This is a genomic window from Streptomyces sp. NBC_01450 (assembly GCF_036227505.1).
Taxonomy (GTDB): domain Bacteria; phylum Actinomycetota; class Actinomycetes; order Streptomycetales; family Streptomycetaceae; genus Streptomyces.
This window is the reverse complement of sequence record NZ_CP109480.1, coordinates 6,006,195-6,029,548: the sequence shown is the minus strand read 5'-3', so window position 1 is coordinate 6,029,548 and position 23,354 is coordinate 6,006,195. Positions and strand designations below refer to the sequence as shown.

22 protein-coding genes and 2 tRNA genes are annotated in these 23,354 nt (G+C 70.8%); 10 read left to right on the top strand and 14 right to left on the bottom strand.

Translation table 11 applies throughout. From position 1 onward, the window contains the following. Positions 1-16 precede the first annotated feature (16 nt). The 4 genes from OG568_RS26855 to OG568_RS26840 all read right to left on the bottom strand — a co-directional run bounded on the left by OG568_RS26855 (position 17) and on the right by OG568_RS26840 (position 3,679). A complete protein-coding gene (locus OG568_RS26855; protein ID WP_329533406.1) occupies positions 17-1,048 on the bottom strand; it encodes an acyl-CoA dehydrogenase family protein in 1,032 nt (343 codons plus the stop codon). A 1-nt stretch (position 1,049) separates the two neighbouring features. After that, the gene (locus OG568_RS26850) at positions 1,050-1,886 is read right to left on the bottom strand and encodes a bifunctional MaoC family dehydratase N-terminal/OB-fold nucleic acid binding domain-containing protein (RefSeq protein WP_329536465.1); all 837 of its coding nucleotides are present in this window, start codon (positions 1,884-1,886) and stop codon (positions 1,050-1,052) included. 68 nt (positions 1,887-1,954) lie between these two features. Then, positions 1,955-3,118: an acyl-CoA dehydrogenase family protein gene (locus OG568_RS26845; RefSeq protein WP_329533405.1), complete on the bottom strand. Its 1,164-nt coding sequence runs from the start codon at positions 3,116-3,118 to the stop codon at positions 1,955-1,957. A 255-nt stretch (positions 3,119-3,373) separates the two neighbouring features. Further along, positions 3,374-3,679 carry a hypothetical protein gene (locus OG568_RS26840; RefSeq protein ID WP_266432837.1) on the bottom strand — a complete coding sequence of 102 codons (306 nt, stop codon included), beginning with the start codon at positions 3,677-3,679 and terminating at the stop codon, positions 3,374-3,376. Between the two features lie 371 nt (positions 3,680-4,050). Between OG568_RS26840 and OG568_RS26835 the strand changes: the two genes are divergently transcribed. Together OG568_RS26835 and OG568_RS26830 are read left to right on the top strand one after the other, a co-directional pair. Then, positions 4,051-4,935 (top strand): bifunctional DNA primase/polymerase, encoded by an 885-nt coding sequence (locus OG568_RS26835; protein ID WP_329533404.1) that lies wholly within the window; start codon positions 4,051-4,053, stop codon positions 4,933-4,935. Between the two features lie 262 nt (positions 4,936-5,197). Beyond that, complete coding sequence (locus OG568_RS26830) at positions 5,198-5,518, top strand: hypothetical protein (RefSeq protein ID WP_329533403.1); 321 nt, start codon at positions 5,198-5,200, stop codon at positions 5,516-5,518. A 135-nt stretch (positions 5,519-5,653) separates the two neighbouring features. On the opposite strand, the gene OG568_RS26825 is transcribed toward OG568_RS26830, so the two are convergent. The 4 genes from OG568_RS26825 to OG568_RS26810 form a co-directional block, all read right to left on the bottom strand. Further along, a tRNA-Ser gene (locus tag OG568_RS26825) sits at positions 5,654-5,740 on the bottom strand. A gap of 374 nt (positions 5,741-6,114) precedes the next feature. Continuing rightward, positions 6,115-6,621, bottom strand: coding sequence for a DUF6584 family protein (locus OG568_RS26820; protein ID WP_329533402.1), 507 nt, complete (start codon positions 6,619-6,621; stop codon positions 6,115-6,117). Between the two features lie 219 nt (positions 6,622-6,840). After that, positions 6,841-6,931: transfer RNA gene (locus tag OG568_RS26815), tRNA-Ser, on the bottom strand. Between the two features lie 43 nt (positions 6,932-6,974). Further along, positions 6,975-8,462, bottom strand: coding sequence for a S1C family serine protease (locus OG568_RS26810; RefSeq protein WP_329533401.1), 1,488 nt, complete (start codon positions 8,460-8,462; stop codon positions 6,975-6,977). Between the two features lie 267 nt (positions 8,463-8,729). Here OG568_RS26810 and OG568_RS26805 point away from each other — a divergent pair, with 267 nt between their 5' ends. Beyond that, entirely contained in the window at positions 8,730-9,539 is an 810-nt protein-coding gene (locus OG568_RS26805; RefSeq protein ID WP_329533400.1) for a glycerophosphodiester phosphodiesterase, read from the top strand. Between the two features lie 142 nt (positions 9,540-9,681). Here OG568_RS26805 and OG568_RS26800 read toward each other — a convergent pair whose 3' ends face one another. Then, the gene (locus tag OG568_RS26800) at positions 9,682-9,807 is read right to left on the bottom strand and encodes a hypothetical protein (RefSeq protein WP_329536664.1); all 126 of its coding nucleotides are present in this window, start codon (positions 9,805-9,807) and stop codon (positions 9,682-9,684) included. On the opposite strand from OG568_RS26800, the gene OG568_RS26795 reads away from it, so the two are divergent. Together OG568_RS26795 and OG568_RS26790 are read left to right on the top strand one after the other, a co-directional pair. Beyond that, complete coding sequence (locus OG568_RS26795; RefSeq protein WP_329533399.1) at positions 9,764-10,315, top strand: ATP-binding protein; 552 nt, start codon at positions 9,764-9,766, stop codon at positions 10,313-10,315. The two genes, OG568_RS26800 and OG568_RS26795, sit on opposite strands and share 44 nt — an antisense overlap. Positions 10,316-10,574: 259 nt before the next feature. Beyond that, positions 10,575-11,540 carry a DUF5926 family protein gene (locus OG568_RS26790; protein ID WP_329366569.1) on the top strand — a complete coding sequence of 322 codons (966 nt, stop codon included), beginning with the start codon at positions 10,575-10,577 and terminating at the stop codon, positions 11,538-11,540. Between the two features lie 232 nt (positions 11,541-11,772). Here the strand turns inward: OG568_RS26790 and OG568_RS26785 are convergent, their stop codons facing one another. Both OG568_RS26785 and OG568_RS26780 read right to left on the bottom strand, forming a co-directional pair. Further along, positions 11,773-12,462, bottom strand: coding sequence for a hypothetical protein (locus OG568_RS26785; RefSeq protein WP_329533398.1), 690 nt, complete (start codon positions 12,460-12,462; stop codon positions 11,773-11,775). A 56-nt stretch (positions 12,463-12,518) separates the two neighbouring features. Beyond that, positions 12,519-13,184, bottom strand: coding sequence for a bifunctional DNA primase/polymerase (locus OG568_RS26780; protein WP_266432812.1), 666 nt, complete (start codon positions 13,182-13,184; stop codon positions 12,519-12,521). A gap of 481 nt (positions 13,185-13,665) precedes the next feature. Here OG568_RS26780 and OG568_RS26775 point away from each other — a divergent pair, with 481 nt between their 5' ends. The 4 genes from OG568_RS26775 (at position 13,666) to OG568_RS26760 (ending at position 19,838) form a co-directional block, all read left to right on the top strand. Then, entirely contained in the window at positions 13,666-15,189 is a 1,524-nt protein-coding gene (locus tag OG568_RS26775; RefSeq protein ID WP_329536464.1) for a PP2C family protein-serine/threonine phosphatase, read from the top strand. A gap of 151 nt (positions 15,190-15,340) precedes the next feature. Beyond that, positions 15,341-16,828 carry an aminopeptidase P family protein gene (locus tag OG568_RS26770; RefSeq protein ID WP_443077770.1) on the top strand — a complete coding sequence of 496 codons (1,488 nt, stop codon included), beginning with the start codon at positions 15,341-15,343 and terminating at the stop codon, positions 16,826-16,828. A gap of 141 nt (positions 16,829-16,969) precedes the next feature. Continuing rightward, a complete protein-coding gene (gene pdxR, locus OG568_RS26765; protein WP_329536462.1) occupies positions 16,970-18,364 on the top strand; it encodes a MocR-like pyridoxine biosynthesis transcription factor PdxR in 1,395 nt (464 codons plus the stop codon). Positions 18,365-18,455: 91 nt separating this feature from the next. Next, the gene (locus tag OG568_RS26760) at positions 18,456-19,838 is read left to right on the top strand and encodes an MFS transporter (RefSeq protein WP_329533397.1); all 1,383 of its coding nucleotides are present in this window, start codon (positions 18,456-18,458) and stop codon (positions 19,836-19,838) included. Here the strand turns inward: OG568_RS26760 and OG568_RS26755 are convergent. The 3 genes from OG568_RS26755 to OG568_RS26745 form a co-directional block, all read right to left on the bottom strand. Then, positions 19,810-20,652 (bottom strand): triphosphoribosyl-dephospho-CoA synthase, encoded by an 843-nt coding sequence (locus OG568_RS26755; protein WP_329533396.1) that lies wholly within the window; start codon positions 20,650-20,652, stop codon positions 19,810-19,812. The two genes, OG568_RS26760 and OG568_RS26755, sit on opposite strands and share 29 nt — an antisense overlap. A 9-nt stretch (positions 20,653-20,661) precedes the next feature. Then, positions 20,662-21,624: an intradiol ring-cleavage dioxygenase gene (locus tag OG568_RS26750; protein ID WP_329533395.1), complete on the bottom strand. Its 963-nt coding sequence runs from the start codon at positions 21,622-21,624 to the stop codon at positions 20,662-20,664. 147 nt (positions 21,625-21,771) lie between these two features. Beyond that, complete coding sequence (locus OG568_RS26745; RefSeq protein WP_329533394.1) at positions 21,772-22,965, bottom strand: sensor histidine kinase; 1,194 nt, start codon at positions 22,963-22,965, stop codon at positions 21,772-21,774. A gap of 178 nt (positions 22,966-23,143) precedes the next feature. Between OG568_RS26745 and OG568_RS26740 the strand changes: the two genes are divergently transcribed. Next, complete coding sequence (locus OG568_RS26740; RefSeq protein ID WP_329533393.1) at positions 23,144-23,293, top strand: hypothetical protein; 150 nt, start codon at positions 23,144-23,146, stop codon at positions 23,291-23,293. The last annotated feature ends 61 nt before the right edge of the window (positions 23,294-23,354 follow it).

Genomic DNA, 23,354 nt, shown 5'->3' with positions numbered 1-23,354 from the left:
TCCCCTTCTCCGGCCCTCACGTCTCCGCCTCCCCGCTCGCGATCAGCTCCCCCAGCTCCTGGAGGACCTCGCTGCCGCACCCCAGGTAGGCGTCCAGCTGCCGTCCCCACAGGAAGTGCCGATGCACGGGATGCTCCAGGTCGGCGCCCGTCCCGCCGTGCAGATGCTGGCCCGTGTGCACGACCCGCTGACCCGCCTCGGACGCCCACCAGGCCGCGGTCAGCGCGTGCGTCGCGTACGCGAGCCCCGCGTCGCGCCGCCACGCCGCCTCGTACGCCGTCACCCGTATCGCCTCGGTGTCCATGTACGCGTCCGCGGCCCGGAGCTGGACACCTTGCTTGGCGGCGAGCGGACGTCCGAACTGCTCGCGTGTGTTGGTGTGCTCCACGGCTCGTGCCAGCGACCCGGCGCACACCCCGGCCTGCAGCCCCGCGAAGGCGGTCCGGGCGGTGGCGAGCACGTCGTCGTACGCGCCTTCCCCGCCCACCGGCTCACCCGGCGTCCCGTCGAACGTCAGCCGTCCCGCCGACCAGGGCGCCGTCAGCTCGACCGGCGCACACCGCGCGTCAGCGGTCCGCACCAGCCACAACCGGCGCCGGTCGTCCGCGACGAGCACATGGGTGGCGTCCCGCAGCCACGGCACCACGGGGACTGTTCCGCTCAACCGCCCCGCCGCGTCCGCCCGTACGCCCTCCGGTTCGAAGACCGCCCCGCACACCACCGCCGTCCCGTCCCCGATCCCGGGCAGCAGCCGATCGCGCTGCTCCGGTGAACCGTGGGCCGACACCGCCAGCAGCCCGTACACACAGCTCGCCGCAAACGGCACCTGGGCCGTGGTCCGCCCCTGCTCCTCCAGGAGCAGCACCAGGCCGAGGAGCCCCGTGTCCGCCACGGCCGCCACCAGCCCGGCCGCGCACAGCGCCTTCCACGTCTCGGCGTCGCTGCCGGTGCCGGCCGCGGCGAGCCGCTCCGGGGTGGAGAGGTCGCCGAAGATCCGCGCGGCCAGGTCGCGGGCGGCCGCCTGTTCCTCGGTAGGCGTGAAGTCCATGTCAGCCTCCCCCCTCCGCACCGGCCCGGAAGACCGGCAGCACCAGCTCCTCGTCGTACCGCTCGAACCGGAGCCGCACAGGCATCCCGATCCGCACCTTGTCGTAGGGCACCCCGATGACGTTGCTGACGATCCGGACGCCCTCGGCCAGCTCGATCAGCCCCACCGCGTACGGCGGGTCGAAGGCCGGGAACGGCGGATGGTGCATGACCACGTACGAGTAGACCGTCCCGTCACCGCTCGCCTCGACCGTGTCCCAGTCCAGGGAGCCGCACGCACCGCATCCCGGCAGCCAGGGAAACCGCAGCGTGCCGCAGCCTCCGCACCGCTGGATCAGCAGCTCATGCCGGCCGACGCCCTCCCAGAACCCGGCGTTGTCCCGGTTGACGACCGGTCGCGGCCGGGCCGCCCTCGGCTTGGCGCGCGCCGGGGCGTACTTGAGGATCCGGAACCGATGCGTACCCGCCGGCTCCCCGTTCGCCCGTACGTCCATCCGCGTCGTGACGAAGTGCCCGGTGCCCAGCTTGGTGGTCTTGCGCTCGGAGACCGACTCGATGACCGCGTCGAAGGTGATCTCGTCGCCGGGGCGCAGCGGACGCAGATACTCCTGCTCGCAGTCGGTGGCGACCACGGAGGTGCAACCGGCCTCGTCGAGCAGGCCGAGCAGCTCGTCGTAGGCGTCCGAGCGGCCCGCGTGCCCCAAGAGGCCGCCCATCGTCCACGCCTGGAGCATGGTGGGCGGCGCCACGGCGTCCGGACCCGCGTACGCCGGACTGGTGTCGCCCATCGCCTCGCACCAGTGCCGGATCATCGCCTCGTTGACCAGGTCCTTGCCCATGCCCGCGACGGCGGCCGCGCGCCCCTCGTACGCCTTGAGCCGCGCCACCGGCTCGACCCCCTCCTCGCTCACCGCCGCCCCCTCGTCATCCCGAGCCGCATGGTCGCCACGATCTCCCGCTGCACCTCGCTCACCCCGCCCCCGAACGTGTTGATCTGTGCCGCCCTGTTCATCCGCTCCAGCTCGCCGTCCCCGAACACCCCCGGCGATCCGGAGCGCACCAGCGCCTGCGCACCCACGACTTCCTGACACATTCGGTACGAAGCGACCGCCGATTCCGTTCCCGCGACCTTCACGCCGCTCGCGTCGCCCGGGGCCAGTCGACCGGCCCCCACATCCCCCACCAAACGCCAGTTGAGCAGGCGTGATGCCGCCAGCCGGGCATGCACCTCGGCCAGCCGAAAACGCACCCAGGGCTCGTCAACCCGACGCCGTCCCGTCACCGGATCGGGGGTGCTCGCCGTCTGCAGCGCGGCCGCGTAGAAATCCTCGGCCTGCATGCCGATCGCGGCGAGGGCGACCCGCTCGTGGTTGAGCTGGTTGGTGATGAGCTCCCAGCCGCCGTTCTCCTCGCCGACGAGGTTCGACGAGGGGACGCGGATGCCGTCGTAGTACGTGGCCGTGGTGGTCAGCCCGCCCACCGTCTCGATCGGCGTCCAGGAGAACCCGGGCGCGTCCGTGGGCACGAGGACGATCGAGATGCCCCGGTGCTTGGACGCGTCGGGGTCGGTGCGACAGGCGAGCCAGATCCAGTCGGCCTGCTGGGCGTTGGAGGTGAAGATCTTCTGCCCGTCGATCAGCCAGGACTCGCCCTCCCGCACGGCGCGCGTGCGCAGCGAGGCCAGGTCCGTGCCCGCCGAAGGCTCCGAGTACCCGATCGCGAAGACGAGGTCGCCCCTGAGGATGCGCGGCAGGAAGTACTCCTTCTGCGACTCGCTCCCGTACTTCATGAGGGTCGGTCCGACAGTGTTCAGCGTGACCATCGACACCGGTGCACCGGCCCGGTACGCCTCGTCGAAGAACACGAACTGCTCGTCGGCTCCGCGCCCTTGGCCGCCGTACGCGACGGGCCAGCCGATGCCGAGCAGTCCGTCGGCGCCGATGCGGCGCAGCAGCGCGCGCTGCGCGCCGGGGTCGTCGGCGGGCGGGGGACCGTCGGGCATCAGGTCCCGGAAGTACGTACGCAGTTCGGCGCGCAGCCGTTGCTGGCGCTCGGTGGGGGCGAGGTGCACGGCGGCGGCCCTCCCGGACCTCGTGCGAACAAGGTTTTCTGACTGTCCGTCAGATATCGGGAGCTGTCAAGGTCACGACGGACCCGTCGAGGCCGGACACGCGAAAACGCCTGCACTACGGGCGCCTGGCACGCGAAAACGCCTGCGCGACGGCACCGAAGCACCGTCGCACAGACGCGTAACTACCCCACGGAGCACCCCACACGGTGCTTCAAGGCCGGTGAGCCCGTCGAGGTCGGGCGAACCGGCCCCGGTTCACCAGAGCTTGGTGAAGTTGATGACGGTGTGCGACTGGTCGATGGCCGTGAACGCGGAGTTCTTGACCTGAGCCGTGTTGCTGTGGTTCGAGGCCCCGAAGCCGACCGCCTGCTGCTGTGTGGTCGAGGAGTTGCCCTTGTTGTCGTGTCCGACCCCGCTGCCGCTGACGGTTGCCACGCCCGCGTTCGATCCGTCGTCCGCGAACGCGCCGTTGTCCGCCGCGGCGACACCCGTGAAGAGGGCGGCAGCGAGGGGCAGGGCCGAGACGGCGGCGAGAACACGGGCGGTGCGGATGCTTGCCATGTGAATTCCTCCAAGAACCGGATGTACGGACCGGCGCGAACCGGGAAGTACTGCTCGTTCCAAGGCGGTTGGCCGACCACCCCGGCGCTGATCACGACGTCGCGAGTCCAGAGTTGCCCACGGGATCCCCGGCGAACCACCCCGGAAGCCGTGATTCGCCCTCAAGCGTGAGTACATGTCGATAAACCCTCTTCATGACAAGAAACCCCAGATCACGCCGGATCGGACAGCTCACCCTCGGACACCCCCGGACACCCCAAGAGAGGAACCGTTCCGTCACTTTTCTCATCAATCCCTGCCGAATCCCCTTCCGGCACCCCTACGCCCGGCGAACCCTTCCCTTCTTCGAACATTCGTACGAACATAGATGCATGGCCACCATCGACCGGCAGGCCACGACCCTGGCCTTGGCCCATGCCCTGTCCGCCGCCGAACGCGGCCTCGCGGTGATCCCGCTGTCCCGCACGAAGCTCCCGGCCCTGCGCTCCCCCCACCGCGACGACCCCGATCCCGACCCGACGACCCCTCCCTGTCACGGCGAATGCGGCCGTTTCGGACACGGCGTGTACGACGCCACCACCGACCCCCGCCGCATCCGCGCGCTCTTCGCCGCCGCACCCTGGGCGACCGGCTACGGCATCGCCTGCGGCCTCGACCCGCACCACCTCATCGGCATCGACCTCGACACCAAATCCGGTACGGACTCCTCGGCCGCCCTGCGCGAACTGGCTCTGCGCCACCTGTTCACGATCCCGGAGACAGTGGTCGTGCTGACCCCGAGCGGCGGCCGCCACCTCTGGCTGACCGGACCGCCCGACGTGGTCGTCCCCAACTCGGCGAGCCGACTGGCCCCGGGTATCGACATCCGCGGCGCCGGCGGCTACCTGGTCGGCCCCGGCTCCCGCACCGAGCACGGCGTGTACGGAACGGCCCCGGGCACCACCCTGTTGGCGCCCGCGCCCTGTCCCCGCGAACTCCTGCGCCTGCTCACGCCCCCACCCCGCACGCACCACCACGCGCCCCCCGCAACCGGCCAACACGGGCAGGGGCTGGTCCAGTTCGTGCTGGCCGCCCATGAGGGCCAGCGCAACACCCGCCTCTTCTGGGCCGCCTGCCGCGCCTACGAGAACGGCATCGGCCCGGAACTGACCACCGCACTCGTCGAGGCCGCCCTCCGCACCGGCCTCACCGAACGCGAGGCCCGCGCGACGATCGCCTCGGCGTCCCGGATGGCGTTACCCCGCCCCGGACAGTGATCGAGAAACACTAGAGATCGGAATGCCCTCTTCCATTTCGTTTCCCTCAAAATCCGAGAGCCCAGAAGTTCAGCCGCAAGGCCCGACCCGGCATCCAGCAGCCGTGCCCCCGTCGTGAGATCCAAAAGACGGGCCCCGGAACGTCCCGATTCCGATACTCTCCCGGCGCCAAGGGCATCGGACCCGAAGTCAGTTTTGAGCCGACTGCGCGACGGGGCATGTGAATTGACGGCTCACGCCGTCTCACGGACTGGAGAACACCATGCCCCGATGGGCCGTCCTGCAAGCTGAGGGCCAGGCGGAAGCCTTCCGGTACACCGTCCATCGTGAACTCGAAGGGACGGAGGCCGAAGCCCTGGCCGCGATGCTGCACATCGTCAACACCTTTGAAGAAGCCTTCACCTCAGCAGGACGCCGGCGCCAGAGGAGACGGGTCTTCCGCGTCTCCGAACGCAGCTACTTCGTGCGCGTCGAAAACCGGATGTCGAACGAGGAAGCTCACTTCACCCTCGCCGAGCTCATAGCCGACACCCACGACGACGACCTTCCCGACACCGTGGGCGGGTTAGTGGAGGGGTCGTGAATCCTGGCCGCAGGTTGGCCGCACGCGTTGGTCAAAGCTGGGAAACCGGCGAGCCAGGGTGAGACAAGGTCACGCAGAAGGGGTGCCGCTCCGGAGAGGGGCACCCCTTCTGACCTGCAAAGCTTCTGACCTGCGCGGTGGGTGTGGGATTTGAACCCACGGTGACATCGCTGCCACGACGGTTTTCAAGACCGTTCCCTTAGGCCGCTCGGGCAACCCACCCTTGCCCCGCCCACCAGGGGCGGAGCGGGTACAGCCTACCCGGCCCCAAGCGTCTCGCGGGGGCATGGTCCACACGGGGTCCACTGGCCTGTTCCGCACCCCATGCCCACTGCGCCGATCATCAGCACCCGGTCCGCGGCCCTAAGGCCTGTGTGATGTTGTGATCGTTCTTCGGATTCCTGTCCTGGCAATAAAAGTTGATCGAGCCGTTCCTGCCGATAGGCGAGTACGGCCCGTGCCCTGAGCGGCTGCGGAAGCAGTTCGAGGGCACCACGCAGAGATCATTTCACCCCGCCCGGTGTCCCGTTCAGGGAAGTCTTGGACCGGTCGTATCGAACCTTGAGCGGCGCCCCCACAGCCCCCGGCGACTCGAGTCAATCAAAGAGGGCAACGAGCCCGTTCACCCAGATCGCCAGGAACGCGAGGACCGCCACCAGGCATCCAGCCCCTGCCAGGAAGTCGGCGATGGCGCTGCCCCCGCCGTCTGTCTTCCGGCCGGATGACGCCGTGTCCCAGTCGACGGGGTGCCCCATGGCTTCGGAGCAGGCTGCTCGTACCGCTGCCAGTTGTTGTCTGGCAAAGGCCGATGGGGCCAGCGACTCAGGGCCATGCCAGGCAAGTGCCCGCATACGTTGCGGAGCGGTGCGGTATCTCGCCTCGAAGGCCGTGGTCTCAGATGCGTCCCGGTCCTGTTCGAGGTACATCCAGCGGCCCGCTTCCGCGGGCTCTCCGTACAGTCGGTACACCTCGGCCAGGCGGCGACGAAGCATCAGGTCGTTCGGAAAGGACGACACCAGCCCGCGCAGGCGCTGACGCGCGACGGGAACCCGGCCGGCGGCCAGGTCTGCATCGACTCGGGCAAGGGTGTCTCTCAGGGGCATGAGCGCATGATCGGGTACCCAAGTGGCCGCCGTCCACCGTATAAGCCCTGGTCGGTGGGCAGTTCATCGGTTTCGTCACGGCGCACCATTTGGTCCACGCCTGGTCCACACGCACTGATCGACAGCGTGACAGAACAAGATCAAGGTGAGGCAGACTCCACGCAGAAGGGGTGCCTCTCAGCGAGAGGCACCCCTTCTGACCAGCATGTCGATGACCTGCGGAGTGAGCGAGATCGGGACTCACGGGGACGCTTTCGCGTCCTCACGTTTTTCAAGACCGTTCCCTCAGGCCGCTCCGGCATCCCACCCCGCGCCACCGACGAGCGCCGGTGGCGCGGGACAAGACCAACCGGTCAGCTGTCGCCCTCGCGCTGTCCGAGGGTGACCTCGGCGGTGTGGGTCTTTCCGTCGCGCGTGTAGGTGAGCTTGACGACGTCTCCGGGCTGGTGGGTCCAGATCTCGCCGATGAGGGTCGGGCCGCTGTCGATCACCTGGTCGTCGAGCTTGGTGATGACGTCGCCGGGCTTGAGGCCGGCCTTGTCGGCGGGGCCGCCGGAGGTGACCGCGGCGGAGCCGCTCGCGCCCTGCTCGGTGATCTTCGCGCCGCCGGTGCCGTCCTCGAGGGAGACCGAGGCGCCGATCACCGGGTAGACCGGCTTGCCGGTCTTGATCAGCTGCTGGGCGACGTGCTTCGCCTGGTTGATCGGGATCGCGAAGCCGAGGCCGATGGAGCCGGACTGGCTGGTGCCGCCCAGGCCACCGCTGCCCGAGGACTGGATCGCCGAGTTGATGCCGATGACCGCGCCCTGGGCGTCCAGGAGAGGGCCACCGGAGTTGCCCGGGTTGATCGAGGCGTCCGTCTGCAGGGCGCTCATGTAGGAGGCCTTGCTGCTGGCGCTTCCGTCACTGGAGGCCACGGGGCGGTTCTTGGCGCTGATGATGCCCGTGGTCACCGTGTTCGAAAGGCCGAAGGGCGCGCCGATCGCGATCGTGGAGTCGCCGACCGCCACCCTGTCGGAGTCACCCAGGGTGAGCGGCTTCAGGTCCGACGGCGCGTTCTTGAGCTTGATGACCGCAACGTCGTAGCCCTGCGCGTGGCCGACGACCTCGGCGTCGTACTTCTTGCCGTCGGGGAACGTCGCGGTGAGCTTGCCGCCGTCGACCGCTTCCGCGACGACGTGGTTGTTGGTGAGGATGTGGCCCTGGGTGTCGAAGACGAACCCGGTGCCGGTGCCGCCCGAGCCGCTGCTGCTCTCGGCCTCGATGGTGACGGTGCTCGGCAGCGCCTTGGCGGCCACGTTCGCGACCGTGCCCGAGGCCCGCTTCACATCACCGCTGCTGCTCGGCGCGGAGACCGTCGTCGAGTCGGTGGAACTGTCGTTGTTCTTGGCCAGCGAGTAGCCGATGCCACCGCCGACACCGCCCGCGACCAGCGCGGCCACCAGGATCGCCGCGACCAGGCCACCGCGTCCGTTCTTCCGCTTCGGCGCGGGCTGCTCGTAGGAGGAACCCCACCCGCCCGCTCCCGAACCGCCACCGTCCGCGTACGAGGGCACGGCGGGCGGCGGGGGCGGCCAGCCCGCCTCGGCGGCGGAGACCGGCGCCCCGGGAGCCCCGGAGCCGTACCCGTGCGCCTCAGGAGCCCCGGCACCCATCGGCGCCGCGTACGCCGGTGTCTGCTCCGGTGCGCCGGGGGCGCTCGGAGGCACCGCCGGGATCTGGGCGGTCGGTGCGCCCCCCTCGGGCGCAGCGCCCTGCGCGGAAGCAGCGGGAGATTCCACCGGCACGGGAGGTGCGGACGGGGCCGGGGGTACTGCAGTGCCCTCGTTCTCGGTGCTCACAGCTCTTCTCCTCGATCCACGGCTGTTGTTCTCGGTCGCACTCGGTCACGCTCACTCACGCTTGTCGACGGGTCCGGCGCGATGCAGCTGTGCTGGTGTGCATGTGCTTTTTGTACGCCGTCAGCTTTTCCCACGGGACGTCAGAGCACCATAAGCGGTGGCTGTGGGTCCAGGACCATCCTTTATACCGGGCTTTTTATAGTAAAAAGAAACATTCATGGTGTCTCGCCCCCCGCGTCGCCCCCGTGACGGTGGCACCATGACGCGGTGACCCACGCACGACAGCACCCGATTCAGGTCGTCGCCCACCGCGGGGCCTCCGAAGAGGCTCCCGAGCACACCCTGGCCGCGTACAAGAAGGCGATCGAGGACGGTGCGGACGCCCTCGAGTGCGATGTACGGCTGACCGCGGACGGACACCTCGTCTGTGTGCACGACCGCCGCGTCAACCGTACGTCCAACGGCCGCGGAGCCGTCTCCGCCCTGGAGCTCGCCGAACTCGCCGCCCTGGACTTCGGCTCCTGGAAGAACCGCGACGAGTCCCCCGACTGGGAGTACGGCCCCGGGGACCCCGAGGACACCTCCGTCCTCACCCTGGAGCGGCTGCTCGAACTCGTCGCCGACGCGGGCCGCCGCGTGGAGCTGGCCATCGAGACCAAGCACCCCACGCGCTGGGCGGGCCAGGTCGAGGATCGGCTGCTGCTCCTTCTCAAGCGCTTCGGGCTGGACGCCCCGGCGAGCGCCGCCACCTCACCGGTACGCGTCATGAGCTTCTCGGCCCGCTCCCTGCACCGCGTCCGGTCCGCGTCCCCGACGCTGCCGACGGTCTATCTGCTGCAGTTCATCTCGCCCCGGCTGCGCGACGGACGGCTGCCCGCCGGTGTCCGGATCGCGGGCCCCTCGATGCGGATCGTACGCAGTCACCCCGGCTACATCGAACGGCTGAAAAGAGCCGGTCACCAGGTCCACGTCTGGACGGTGAACGAACCCGAGGACGTCGATCTCTGCCTTGAGCTGGGCATCGACGCCATCATCACCAACCGCCCACGCGCGGTGCTGCGCCAACTCGGTCGCTGACCTCGCGCTGGGCCGTCCGAAAGCCACCGTCGAGGACGCGGCGGCCGGCCCCGAAGTATCGACAATCAGCGCCGAATTCCAGCCACGCGATTACAGGGAGTGCACCGGCGCGTTCGGTCCGTGTTCGATCGTTACGAGTGCGTCAGCAGACGTGGACTGGCCGGTTTCCGGTCCAGTCCGCGGGGGCATCCACACCGTGGCGTGGGGCAAAGGAGGTCTCGGGGGTGGCGTTGGTGGTGGCACGGGAGGTGCCCACGTCGTCGAGCATGGCCGTTCCCCATGGCCCTGCGGGCGTGGGGAAAGCAAGACATCGGATGCGGGATCAACTGCGTACCGGTGGAGTGGCGGAATCGGTCATCGACGACGCCGTACTGATCCTTTCCGAACTTTTGAGCAATGCGTGCCGGCACGGCAGGCCCCTGGGCGACGCCCTCGCCGGGGACGGTGACGTCCGGGCCGCGTGGCGGGTCGACACGTCCGGGAGGCTCACCGTCGAGGTGACGGACGGCGGTGGTCCGACCCGCCCGGCTCCGGCCACGCCCTCGGTCACCGCACACGGCGGCCGCGGGCTGAACATCATCACGGCACTGGCCAAGGACTGGGGCGTACGGGACGACATACGCGGAGAGGTCACCGTGTGGGTCGTCGTCCAGGACGACGTGACGGACACGGCTGCCTCGCGGCGGCGCGACGATTTCGCTACGCGCGTCGCGTCACCGGGTGTAGCGGGGCTGCCCGGGCTGGACTTCGCGGACGCCTTCGACGACTTGGACTGACGACCGCGCGGACGCCTTCGACACCTTGGACCGGCGACCGCGCACGGACCGACCACCGCGCACACCAGGGTGGGCCCGGACCGAATCCGAGACAGAAGTCCGAGTCGGAAAGTCCGAGACGGAAGTCCGGAGGGAACCCCGGACGGAAGACCCGGTTCCGGGACGACTCGGTGCGTTGTCCACAGGGTCCCGTCAGTCGACGTACGAGCGGCTAGGCTCGCGCCAGTACGAGACGAGCCGTGATCGGGAGACACCCACGATGGCCAAGAAGCGACCCCAGACGAAGGCCAAGCAGCCTCAGCTCAAGGACGGGGAGATCCCGGTAGTCGGCGCTCGCGAGCCCTGCCCGTGCGGCAGTGGCCGCCGCTACAAGGCCTGCCACGGCCGGGCGGCCGCGCACGCGGTGACCGAGCTGGTCCAGCGCCCCTTCGAGGGCCTGCCCAGCGAGGGCGACTGGGTCGCGCTGCGCGAGCTGGTGCCCGCCGCGACGGTCGAGCTGAAGCTCAAGGAGAGCCTGCCCGAGGGAGTTCCCTCGGTGACGCTCGCCACCGTCCTGCCGATGGCCTGGCCCGCGCTGCGCCGCGACGACGGCTCGGTCCTGCTCGGCCTGCAGAACGACACGGCGTCCGGCGACATCAGCCGCGACCTCGCCGACACCCTTCAGCGCGCGCTCACGGCGCAGCCCGGCACCCCGGTCCAGGGCCGCCGCGCCCCGGCCGAGGGCCCGCGACTGCAGGAACTGCTCGACCCCGAAGGCGCGTTCGAGCCAGTTGTGCACTCGGGCTTCGAGTTCTGGGTCCCGGACGCGGAGCACTCGACACCGGAGGTCACCGCCTCCCTGGAGCGGGCCAACGCGGCGGCCATCCCGACCGTGAAGCTCTCCGGCGTGGACGCGGCGTACTGGTGCGAGACCCCCGACAAGAACCATCTGCGCTGGGTGATGCCGTACCCCGAGGAACAGCTTCTGGACGCGCTCGCGCGGCTGCACGCGGCCGGTCGCTCGAGCCTCGGTGAGGGCACCCGGCTGGTCGGCTCCTTCCGTGCGCACGGGCTCACGGTGCCGGTCTGGGACCTGCCCACAGGCGTCACGGCCGACGATGTGGAGAAGCCGGCGGCCGAGTTCGCCGAGCGCCTCGCGACCGCCCTGGCCTCGGACGCACCGCTCACCGTGGACGAGCGGCGGGCGCGTGGCGGCCTCACGAACCGACAGGTCACGCTCAGCTGACACACAACTGGGACACTGACCGACCGGTCAGCTGGTCGGTCGGTGCGGAGCAGGTGACTCCGGTCACAACTCCCGGCGGCGACAGGTAAATCCGTGTCCGAATAGCCGAGATCGAATTTGCGAACCGCCGATCTCTTGTTACCGTTCGAGTAGCCCGGTTGCTGGTGCATCCCCCGTCGCCAGCAACCGGGTCTTTCCATGTACGGATTTCCCTGCGGCGTCAACCGCCTTGCTACGGGGCCGAGTTGCTCCCCGAGGCGCCCTCCGGACCGCGGCCCGAGGCGCTCTCGGAATCGCCTCCCGAGGCGCTCTCCGCCTCGCTTCCCGACCGTAGGAGCATCGGCCCGCTCCCGGCGCTCCTCGCGAACTCCGCGACCGCCGTGTACGCCCCCACACCCCCCGCCGTACGCCCTCTGGGCGTCTCGCACACCCCCGGGTCGTCCCCGGCGCCCACCACGCAGTTGATCTCCACGGTGCGGCCACCGGGGCCCATGAGGCTCAGCGCGGAGCTCAGCTCGTCACCGGTCGCGTTGCGGTAGTAGGTGCGCGCCCAGGTGTCCTCCCCCTGGGTCATGACACAGGTCTGCGCCTCGATGCCGTCGGCGGAGGAGAGCTCGGGGCCGCACCGGGCGGCGGTGGCCCGGCCGAGGCCCAGGAGCCGGGGCGCAGGGGCGGAAGCGGGAGGGGTCGCGGAAGCGGAACGGGACGCGGCGGGGGCGGCCGTCGCCTTGTCGTCGATCCTCCGGGACCCGAGTACCGCCTCGGAGCTCCCGTCACCGACGGGTCCTGCGGAGGCCACGGTCAGTGGCAGGACGACTGTGAACACCACGAGGCCCGCCAGCGCCACCAGACGGACTTTTTGGGGGTCCGTCCCGGCACGTGGCGACGATGGGGCTCTGTGTCCCCCGGAATGACGCTGCATAGTGCGGAACATAACGAGCGCGGGTGGGCGCGCGGCTCACCGCGCGCCGGGGCACCCTACAACTCGGGCGCGCTCACACCCGTACGAGTGAGCGCCTCCACCACGGCGTCCACCACGGCCTCCACACCGGGCACCCAGGGAGCGGCCGAGCCGGGCAGCGGCGCGCGCTCCCAGCGGATCTGCCCCTGGCCGGTCTCGGACGGGGGCAGCGCGATGTAACCGCCCTCTCCGTGGAAGCGCAGGGACCCCGGCACGAAGTCCTTGGCGTAGAGGAGCTCGCCCAGCTGCTCCATGGAGTAGGGCGCGACCAGGATCGCCCAGCGCGTGGGGGCCGCGACGACCGGGCCGAGGCGCATGCCCTTGCGGTCGAGCGCGTCGAGTGCGCGGGCCGCCGCGAGGGCGGGCAGGCTCACCGCGCAGGGGGCCCTGCCTCCGGTGGCCAGCACGATGGGTGCCGACGGCCGGTTGGTCCACCACCAGCGCACCATGCGCGCGTCGGTGGTGGCCGCGAGAAGGCCGGGGTCGAAGGGGTGAGCACCTGGCACCGTGCACTCCGGGTCCGGGCAACCGCAGCGGGCACGCCCCTGCGGGTCCGGTGCCACACCCGGGAGTACGGGCCACTGCCAATCGGTCGCGAAGGTCAGGGCCGCGCTGAGCATCTCAGGCCTGCCGTTGTTTCGCCTGGACAGGAGCCTGCGTCGCCTTCCGAGGATCTCGCGCATGAGCGCTCGTTCCTTTCCGTTGCACGCCTGGCAACACCGTGGATCACATCACACCATGTGTCGATCACTTCACTGTGCGTACCTGCTGGCGCATCACACCCTTGCGCAAGGCAAGGGGAACCCATCTGGGCCGAGCATTGGCTGCGTCCGCGTCCATACTGCGTCTGTCTAAAGCATGGGCATGGCGTGGGGTGGCGGCGCCTGGCGTTTTGCCGTCCCGCTGTTTCTTGCCGCCTCCGCCACGGGAGGATGGGGCACGGTCGTCGGTGGTTAAGACGCCCGGGTCCGTCGCCAGGTTCCGGGCGGATCCCAACCGCCCCTGGCCTTCACCGAGTACGTACCCATCACGACCGCTGTGACGCTCCGTCGAACGAGGCCAGTCGACCTCAATAACCGGTTACCCGAGTCAGTTTTAAGCCAACTTTGCTTTCCCGCAAGGGTTACCGAGGGTCTCATGGACACCAGGAATCCCAGCAGGACAATGCTGGACATCCCCTCACGAGTGCGTGTACATGTGGAGACACTGCTAGCGGCGCAGAACTACATGGGGGTTTGCGATGCTATTGAGCAATACGCACCGGTCAGAAAGCCGGACGCCATGAACGCCCCTCACGTTCCGAAAGTGGCCGGAATCGATTCAACGGTTCCCGCGCCCGCACACACTGTCGCGCCGACGGCCTCCGGTACGGGTTCCGGCACGGGTTCCTCTTCCGCCGCCTCGTCCACCGGCCCGGGAGCCGTTCTCCAAGATCGGCTCGCCGGCTGGGTCTCCGACCTCACCACCCTCCACGAACTCACCGAGCGCCTGGTGCGCACCGCGACACTGAACGACGCGCTGCAGGAGCTGCTGCGCGCCGGAGCCGCCCTCGTCGGCGCCCGGCGCGGTCTCGTCGTCCTGGAACCGGGCGACGGACTCGGCCCGGACACCACCATCGGCCTGGGCCTCGCCCGCGCCGACCTGGGCCACATCGAGACCGTCCCCCGCAGCTCCATGTCGTACGGCAGGATCCTGGACGGACTGCCCGGCGGCGAGGGTGAGATCTCCCAGCCCGACCTCCTCTCCGAGGACGGGCTCGACCCCCGCCACCGCGAGGTGGCCGCCCGGCTCGGCTACGCCGCGAGCTACGCGCTGCCCCTGTCCACCAAGGCGGCGGGCCGGCTGGGCGCCGCCGTATGGCTCTACGACGAACCCGCCGAACCGGTGGAGCGCCAGCGCCACCTCGTCGGCCTCTACGTCCGCTACGCGACCGAACACCTCGCACGGCTGCTGGAACTGGACCGCACACGCGTGTGCATGAAGACGATCTCCCAGGAGCTGCTTCCGCCGCGGCTGCCCCGGGTCCCCGGTGTCCAGCTCGCCGCCCGGCACCGCACGGGTCCGCGCGGCGGCGGCGACTGGTACGACGCGCTGCCGCTGCCCGACGCCGCGCTCGGCCTCGCGGTCGGCTCCGTCACCGGGTCCGGACCCAGCGCCGTCGCCGCGATGGGCCGGCTGAGGGCCTCCCTGCGGGCGTACGCCGTGATGGAGGGCGAGGACCCCGTCGCCGTCCTGTCCGACCTCGAACTGCTGCTGCGTCTGACCGAGCCCGCCCGCTCCGCGACCGCCCTCTTCGCGTACTGCGAGCCCGCACTGCGCAAGATCACGCTCGCCGGTGCGGGCCACAGCCCGCCGCTGGTGGTCGGCGCGCGGCGCACGGAGTTCGTGGAGACCTCCCTCTCCGCGCCCCTGGGCATGCTCGCCTGCTGGGAGGCGCCCAGCGTCGAACTGACGGCCGAGCCCGGCGAGACCGTGCTGCTCTACACCGACGGCCTGCTGCACCGCACCGGTGACCCCATGGACCGCGCCTTCGCCCGGCTGCACGCGGCGGCCGCGAGCGTCCCCAGGGCGCTGCGTGAGGACTCCGGCGCGCTCGCCGACCACGTTCTGCGGTCCGTGCTGCCGGACGGGCTGGACGAGGCGGACAGCGCGGAGGACGTCGTACTCCTGGCGGCGCGCTTCGAGTGAGGTTCTCGCGCCGCCGCGCTGAGCTCTGCGTGTAACAGGACTTCCGGCCCTGGGCCCACTCCTGTACGACCGTACGATGATGAGTGTCCCCCTGCTCGAGCACAGCGGAGAGCCGGGGCGAAGGTCCAGAGTCGTATCTAGGAGGCAGACCGTGTCGGAGGCGCTCAACCCGGAGACCCCGGAAGCCGTGCTCGACGATGCCGCTGACGAAGCGGGCGAAGAAGAGCCGATCAAGCAGCGCAAGAACGGCCTGTACCCGGGCGTGTCCGACGAGCTCGCCGAGAACATGAAGTCCGGATGGGCCGACACCGAGCTGCGCGGCCTCGAGCCGATCGCGCAGGCCCAGTACACCGCCGCCCGCCGTACCGCGCTCTCCGCGCACTTCCCGGGCGAGCGTCTGGTGATCCCGGCGGGCAACCTGAAGACCCGCTCGAACGACACGGACTACCCCTTCCGCGCCTCGGTCGAGTACGCGTACCTCACCGGCAACCTGACCGAGGACGGCGTCCTGGTCCTGGAGCCCACCGTTGAGGGGCACAACGCGACGATCTACCTGCTGCCGCGCTCCGACCGCGAGAACGGCGAGTTCTGGCTGTCCGGGCAGGGCGAGCTGTGGGTCGGCCGCCGTCACTCCCTCACCGAGGCCGAACAGGTGTACGGCATCCCCGCCTCCGACGTACGCGAACTGGCCGACAAGCTGCGCGCGGCCACCGGCCCGGTCCGGGTCGTGCGCGGCTACGACGCCGGCATCGAGGCGGCCCTGACCGACAAGGTCACCGCCGAGCGCGACGAGGAACTGCGGGTCTTCCTCTCCGAGGCGCGGCTGATCAAGGACGACTTCGAGGCCGGTGAACTGCAGAAGGCCGTCGACTCGACGGCGCGCGGCTTCGAGGACGTCGTGAAGGTCCTGGACAAGGCCGAGGCGACCAGCGAGCGCTACATCGAGGGCACCTTCTTCCTGCGCGCCCGGGTCGAGGGCAACGACATCGGCTACGGCTCGATCTGCGCCGCGGGCCCGCACGCGTGCACGCTGCACTGGGTGCGCAACGACGGACCCGTGCGCTCCGGAGACCTGCTGCTGCTCGACGCGGGCGTGGAGACGCACACGCTCTACACCGCCGACGTCACCCGCACGCTGCCGGTCAATGGCCGCTACAGCGAGATCCAGAAGAAGATCTACGACGCCGTGTACGAGGCCCAGGAGGCCGGTATCGCGGCCGTGCAGCCCGGTGCCAAGTACCGCGACTTCCACGACGCCGCGCAGCGCGTGCTGGCCGAGAAGCTCGTCGAGTGGGGTCTGGTCGAGGGCCCGGTCGAGCGTGTCCTGGAGCTCGGTCTGCAGCGCCGCTGGACCCTGCACGGCACCGGCCACATGCTCGGCATGGACGTCCACGACTGCGCCGCCGCGCGGACCGAGACGTACGTGGACAGCACGCTGGAGCCGGGCATGTGCCTGACCGTCGAGCCGGGCCTGTACTTCCAGGCGGACGACCTGACCGTCCCCGAGGAGTACCGGGGCATCGGCGTGCGCATCGAGGACGACATCCTGGTGACCGAGGACGGCAACCGGAACCTGTCCGACGGGCTGCCCCGCCGCTCCGACGAGGTCGAGGCGTGGATGGCGGCGCTGAAGGGCTGAGACAGTGACTGTCGGAGGCTGATACGACACTGATGGCCGGGTACCTGTGAGGTGCCCGGCCATTGGCCTGTCCAGTGGTCTGTCCGGTGGTCTGTCCGGTGGTCTGTCTAGGGGGAACGGCTTTTCGTGAACAACGGTGTGGTGGACGACTTCTGGTCCGGTGTCGGAGTGGATCTGCATCTGGAGCCGGACGCGGCGGCGGGACGCAGGACCGGGCTCGAACGGGCGCTGCGGGACGCGGTGCGCGACGGACGGCTCGCCCCGGGCACGCGGTTGCCCCCGACCCGGCGGCTCGCGGCCGAACTCGGCGTCTCGCGCGGAACGGCCAAGGGGGCGTACGACCAGCTGGTCGCCGAGGGGTATCTGACGGCCCGGCAGGGGTCGGGCACCGAGGTCGCGGAGCTTCCCGCGGACGCCGTGTCGCAGGCCGTCGGGGCTCCCCGCGCGCGTGCGCCCCGTCTCGATCTGCGGCCCGGCAGCCCGGACGTCGGTACGTTCCCGGCGGCGGCGTGGCTGCGGGCGCTGCGCCGCGCGATCGCGACGGCGCCCTCCCTGGCGTACGACTACGGGGACCCACGCGGCCGGCTCGAGCTGCGGACGGCACTCTCGGGATACCTGGGACGGGCCCGGGGCGTGATCGCGCCGCCCGAGCGGATCGTGATCACCTCCGGGTACGTGCAGGGGCTCGCGCTCCTCACGCGTGTGCTGGACAGCGGGGTGGTCGCGATGGAGGACCCCGGGCTGCCGTTCCACCGGGACGTGGTGCGGCGGGGCGGGGGCACGGTGGTGCCGCTGCACGTGGACGAACGAGGCGCCTGCGCGGGGGAGTTGGCTTCCTCACCGGCGGGCGCGGTCGTCGTCACGCCCGCCCATCAGTACCCGACCGGGGTGACCCTGCATCCCGAACGGCGGCGGGCGCTCACCGACTGGGCACGCGCGCGGGGCGGACTGATCGTCGAGGACGACTACGACGGTGAGTTCCGCTACGACCGGCAACCCGTCGGTGCTCTCCAGGGCATGGCACCAGGGCAGGTCGCCTACTTGGGCACGGCCTCCAAGACGCTCGGGCCCGCGCTGCGGCTCGGCTGGATGGTGCTGCCGCCGCACCTGGTCGACGCGGTGGCCGACGTGAAGCTGCACAGCGACCATCACACCGAGTCCATCGGCCAGTTGGCGCTGGCCGAGATGATCACCAGCCACGCGTACGACCGCCATGTGCGTGCCTGCCGGCTGCGGTACCGGCGGCGCCGGGACCAGCTCCTGGACCGGCTGGGCGCGCGCCGGAGCGTACGCGGCATCGCGGCCGGGCTGCACGCGCTGGTGGACGTGGCGGACGAGGCCGAGGTGCTGGCGCGGGCGGAGGAGGCGGGACTCGCGGTCGGGCATCTCGGCGAGCACTGGCACGAACGCGGTGAGGGGCGACCTCAGGGCTTGGTCGTGGGCTACGGGACTCCCCGGGAGCGGATCTATCCGGAAGCGCTGGAGGCGTTGGGACGGGTGCTGGACGGGAGCCGGAAAGTATCGGACGGGAGATGACGGACGTCATGCGCCGGGCACGAATTGGGGCATGAAAATGCCTGAGTATTGGGCCTGTTGACGGGTCCACCAGGACCGTAGCGTCGCATCCATGACGAATCCGGCAGCATCCGCCAAGTCGGGCCGCCTCGTCCCGCCCACGGGACCGGGGCGCGTCCTGGCCCTCGCCCAGCTGAGCAACTCCGTGGGGGACGGCGCCTATTACGTGACCTCCGCGCTGTACTTCACACACGTCGTCGGACTGGCCCCCGCGCGCGTGGGGCTCGGGCTGACCGTCGCCTGGGCGATCGGCTCCCTCGTGGGCGTACCGCTGGGAAGGCTCGCCGACCGCCGCGGGCCGCGCGGCACGGCGGTGCTGCTGGCCCTCGCGACCGGAGCGGCGGTGGCGTCCTTCCTGGTCGTCCGCGGCTTCCTGTCCTTCGTCCTCGCGGCCTGCGCGTACGCCTCCGCGCAGTCGGGGCTCGGGGCGGCCCGGCAGGCGCTGCTCGCCGGGCTGATACCGGCCGGGGAGCGGACCGGGCTGCTCGCCCAGCTGCAGTCGACCCTCAACGCCGGTCTGGCGGTGGGGGCGGGTCTCGGCGGGCTCGCGCTGCGCGCCGGGACACGGGACGCGTATCTCGGGGTGTTCGCGCTGGACGCGATGAGTTTCCTGCTCTGTGCTGGGGTGCTGCTGAGGCTGCCGTCCGTACCGCGCGTGACCGTGCGGCGCGGTCACCGGGCCGGTGTCCTGCGCGACCGCCCGTACGTGCTCGTCACGTTCCTCAACACGGTGCTGCTGCTGCGGATGCCGCTGCTCAGCCTGGGCATCCCGCTGTGGATCACCGAGCGCACCCAGGCGCCCGCCTGGCTGGTCTCCGCGCTGTTCGTCCTCAACACCGGTGCGGTGATGGTCTTCCAGGTGCGGATGGCGCGCGGTGTCACGGGGCTCGACTCGGCCACGCGCGCGATACGCCGTTCCGGGCTCGTGATGCTGGTGTCCTGCGTGGTCTTCGCACTGTCGGCCGACGCCTCGCCCTGGGGCGCGGCCGGGGTTCTGGTGGCGGGCGCGGTGCTCCAGGTCGTCGCCGAGATGCAGCAGTCGGCGGGTTCCTGGCAGTTGGGTTTCGACCTCGCCCCGGCCGAACGCATGGGCGAGTACCAGGGTTTCTTCGGCACGGGCGTCACGGTGGCCCGCACCGCGGGACCGCTGGTCCTGACCGCACTGCTGGTGGGCTGGGGGACGCCGGGATGGCTGCTGCTGGGGGGCCTGATGCTGGGGGCGTCCCGCGCGATGGGGCCGGCCGCGCGGTGGGCCGCCACACGCGAGGTGACAGCCCACCGCGGAAGCCAGGCCCGGAACCAGGACCAGGGCCAGGGCCAGGGCCAGGGCCAGGGCCAGGGCCAGGACCAGGACCAAGATCAAGGCCAAGACCAGGATCGGAACCAGGACCAGGGCCAGGACAGGGTCAGGCAGCAACCCGTACCGGTGAACTGACCACCACCGGAAGCGAGTCCACGAACAGGGCGCCCGCGAACAGTCCCCCCGTGCCACGAGGGCTCCACGCACGCGTGTGGAGGTCGTCGTCGAAGGCGGCCAGGGCGGCGCGGCCTGCCTCCGTCGCCGTACCGCCCGCCTCCAGCACACCCCGGGCACCCGCCTGGACGTGCCGGAGCCCGTGCGGGCCCGCCGTGTACAGCAACTCGGTGTCCTGGAGGGTGGACATGACGGTGAGGAGGGCGTCGAGCCGGGCGCACGTCTCGGACGCACCGGCGGAGCGGGAGGTGGCGAGCGCGTCCAACGCCCGCCGGACGTGCGGGAATCCGGCGCGTGCCTCGCCCCGCGCCCCGGCCGCGCCGTACTTCGCGGACACGGACGACCCCCGGGAGGGCCGACGGGGCGCCCGCCGGTCGGGGTGCGCCGTGATCCGCTTGGCGGTGGCGGTGACCTCGGAGCCCTTGGCCTCTGGGTCCAGGACGGCCGCCGCGACCAGGAAGCCCAGGACCCACAGCGCCCCTCGGTGGCCACCGCCCGCCAGGGCCACCGAGTGCTCGGTGGAGCGGCCGATCGCGCCCAGTTCCGTGCGGAGTTCGGGCGTGGGTCGGCCGATGCGGCGGGCGGCCGCCGCCATGGCCGCGAGGCCGGGCGTCAGCGCCTTGGCCGACCAGCGCAGGGAACACAGGTCCCGGCGGGTGGCCCGGGCGTCGAGGTCGCGCGGATCGGGCAGGCCGGGCTTGGGGGTGAGCTCCAGTTGCCCTGTGAGCGCGGCCACGGCGGCCCGCGCCAGCGTCTCGTCCTCACGGCTGCTCATGGGCGAACCCTACGAGGACGCCGAGGCGGACGGACTGGCACTGTCGCTCGGGGCACCGCTCGGCGGCGTACCGGTCGGAGCGTCGCCGGGCGCGCCGCTCGGGGGCGTACCACCGCCCCCGCTGCCCGGGCCCGCGCCGGTGCTCTCGGCGTCGGGGTCGATGCCCAGGGTGATGGACCCCTTGAAGCCCTTGGACGGGTCCTTCTTGTGGACCGGTTTCAGGGTGAGCAGTCCGCTGGAGGTGCCGCCGCCGTCGTACACCATGTCGTCGGCGAGCTTGGTGTAGCTGCCTGTGTGCTTGGAGTACGGCTCCAGGGCCTGCACCTCGGCGGCGATGTCGTCGTCGAAGAAGAGCTGGCCGGTGAAGTTGACCTTGCCGCCCTCGTAGGTGCCGTCCGCCTTCTCGCCGCCGGTGTGGACCCTGACGTGGATGTGCGTGGTACGGGGCGTGTACCAGCCGGGGAAGATCGTCTCGAACTTGACGACCCCGTTGGCGTTGGCGATCTGGTAACCGCGCAGATACGTCTGGTCGTCGGCCGTCGAGCCGTCCTCACTCTCGGCGGGCGCGGAGCCGCCGGGGTTGGCGGTGGTGTAGCCGGAGTAGTAGCCCCAGGCGTCGCAGTGCCAGATCTCCACGGCCGCGCCCGCGACCGGGCCGCAGGACTCGGTGGTGTCCTGCACCGTGATGCGCAGCGTCAGCGGGACGCCGCCCTTGCCCTCGGTGATGTCCTTGCGCACCAGAGCGCCGTCCAGGTAGTACGGCCCCTCCGTGACGCTGGACATCAGCACGCACTGACCGCTGCTGGTGGAGGTCGCCGAGGCGGTCGCCTCGGCGTCGGCGGCGGTGGTCGTCTCGTCGGCGAACGCCGATTGGTAACCCGCGACCGCGAGCCCGCCCGCGGCGACCGTGCCGCCGGTCACCGCGAGCGCGCGGCGCCGGGTGATCGAAGTGTCTTTGTGGCTTCTCGTCATGATCGGAAAGCTAGGAACGGCAGCAGTCAGGGGCATGGGGTGGGGCTGTGAGGAGGGTAAGAATCCTGAGAAAGCTGAAGTCGACGGAAAATCGCCCTCTCCAGGGAGCGCGAGAACGCCGACGGTGTCGCCACGACGCGCAAGGTGTCACCACGCGTACGGCAGGTCCACCTCGATCACCGTCGGACCCCCGACGGGGCTGGTCAGGCGCACGGTCCCGTCGAGCGCCGCGACCCTCCGTCGTATGCCGAGCAGTCCCGAGCCGACCGCCTCTCCCCCAGAACCGAAAGCCTGGGAGGTGCCCCCAGCGCCACCGCGACCCTCGTCACGAACGACCACGCTCAACCCCGTCGGCGTACGGGCGAGCCGGACCGCCGCCCGCTCCGAGCCGCTGTGCTTGCCGGCGTTCGTCAGCGCCTCGGCCAGTACGAAGTACGCGGCGGCCTCGATCGCCGCCGGGGCCCGGACCCCGCTGTGCGCCCCATCCTCCAGACCGTCCACGTCCATGGTCACGTCGAGCCCGCTGCTCGCCGCGAGCGCCCGCGCCGCCCCGACGAGACCACGGTCGGTGAGGATCGGCGGGTGGATCCCCCGGACGATGTGACGCAGTTCGGTCAGCGCCTCTTCGGCCTGGTTCTGGGCGTCGTCGAGGAGTTCGCGCGCGGTGTCCGGGTCGCGTTCGTATGCCCGTTTGGCGATGCCGATCCGCATGGAGAGCGACACCAGCCGCGCCTGCGTGCCCTCCTGCAGGTCCTGCTCGATGCGGCGCAGTTCGGCCTCGTGCGCGGCCACCGCACCCGCCCGGGTCTCGGTCAGTTCCTCGACCCGCTCGGCGAGCAGCGCCTTGGGTGAGGGCTTGAGCAGAGCGGTGGACCAGGCGGCGTCGAGATCCGCGAGACGGCTGATCAGCGGGAGGACCAGCGGCGGACGGCCCAGCGCACCCTGCCGTACACCGTCGACGAGCAGACCCGCCGGCCACAGCGGCAGTGCGAGGACGACCAGGAAGCCGTAGGCGTAGTGGGCGACCATCCAGCGCAGGTCGTTGAAGGTGCCCGGGTCACGGACCGCCGTACGCAGCCGCCGCCGGAGCGGGCCCTCGACACGCTGGTACGCCTCGGGGATCTCCCGGCCCGTCCATTCACCGACCTGGCGCCGCTTGGCACCGGCGAAGCGGCGCACCAGGAGCACCGTCTCGGGCAGCAGTCCGGCACCGACCACCGCGAGGGTGGCGACCGCCGTGAACAGCAGCACCGTGATGAAGATGATCGAGCCGAACGCCAGTACGGCGGCCCGTCCCAGTTGGGCCGTGGCTCGCGCTGCCTGCCGCACTGTCTTTCCCATGCCGCCCAGGCTAGGCAGACCCGGCGCGGCTGCGCGGGAGAGCAGGCTCCGGACAGATGGTGTAGCCCGCTACACCACAGGTTCGGGAGAGCACTCACTCGTGGCGGCGAGCTTCCGACGGGATCGTTGAATCCGGAAGCTCACGCCCCTACAGACTCCCCGCCGAAGGAAAAGGTCCATGACGTCGCTGCTCTCCTCCCGTCCGGTGCTCTGGTTCCTGTTCCAGGACCACGAAACGCAGGACCACGGCACGCAGGCCCGCGCAGCACAGGCCCGCGCAGCACGGGACCGCGAAGCACAGGGCCGCAGGACGCCGACCCCGGCCTGACGCGTCTGCGACTCCGCCCCCTCGCAGCACGCCGCCGCTCGCTGCCCCGAACACAGACCTT

Bases quoted from the DNA above. Each gene is read 5' to 3' on its own strand.
- OG568_RS26745 (WP_329533394.1), bottom strand. From the start codon at position 22,965: ATGGGAAAGACAGTGCGGCAGGCAGCGCGAGCCACGGCCCAACTGGGA.
- OG568_RS26855 (WP_329533406.1), bottom strand. From the start codon at position 1,048: ATGGACTTCACGCCTACCGAGGAACAGGCGGCCGCCCGCGACCTGGCC.
- OG568_RS26740 (WP_329533393.1), top strand. From the start codon at position 23,144: ATGACGTCGCTGCTCTCCTCCCGTCCGGTGCTCTGGTTCCTGTTCCAG.
- OG568_RS26840 (WP_266432837.1), bottom strand. From the start codon at position 3,679: ATGGCAAGCATCCGCACCGCCCGTGTTCTCGCCGCCGTCTCGGCCCTG.
- OG568_RS26750 (WP_329533395.1), bottom strand. From the start codon at position 21,624: ATGACGAGAAGCCACAAAGACACTTCGATCACCCGGCGCCGCGCGCTC.
- OG568_RS26785 (WP_329533398.1), bottom strand. From the start codon at position 12,462: ATGCAGCGTCATTCCGGGGGACACAGAGCCCCATCGTCGCCACGTGCC.
- OG568_RS26835 (WP_329533404.1), top strand. From the start codon at position 4,051: ATGGCCACCATCGACCGGCAGGCCACGACCCTGGCCTTGGCCCATGCC.
- OG568_RS26775 (WP_329536464.1), top strand. From the start codon at position 13,666: ATGCTGGACATCCCCTCACGAGTGCGTGTACATGTGGAGACACTGCTA.
- OG568_RS26850 (WP_329536465.1), bottom strand. From the start codon at position 1,886: ATGGGCAAGGACCTGGTCAACGAGGCGATGATCCGGCACTGGTGCGAG.
- OG568_RS26760 (WP_329533397.1), top strand. From the start codon at position 18,456: ATGACGAATCCGGCAGCATCCGCCAAGTCGGGCCGCCTCGTCCCGCCC.
- OG568_RS26780 (WP_266432812.1), bottom strand. From the start codon at position 13,184: ATGCGCGAGATCCTCGGAAGGCGACGCAGGCTCCTGTCCAGGCGAAAC.
- OG568_RS26790 (WP_329366569.1), top strand. From the start codon at position 10,575: ATGGCCAAGAAGCGACCCCAGACGAAGGCCAAGCAGCCTCAGCTCAAG.
- OG568_RS26755 (WP_329533396.1), bottom strand. From the start codon at position 20,652: ATGAGCAGCCGTGAGGACGAGACGCTGGCGCGGGCCGCCGTGGCCGCG.
- OG568_RS26830 (WP_329533403.1), top strand. From the start codon at position 5,198: ATGCCCCGATGGGCCGTCCTGCAAGCTGAGGGCCAGGCGGAAGCCTTC.
- OG568_RS26820 (WP_329533402.1), bottom strand. From the start codon at position 6,621: ATGCCCCTGAGAGACACCCTTGCCCGAGTCGATGCAGACCTGGCCGCC.
- OG568_RS26800 (WP_329536664.1), bottom strand. From the start codon at position 9,807: ATGCTCGACGACGTGGGCACCTCCCGTGCCACCACCAACGCCACCCCC.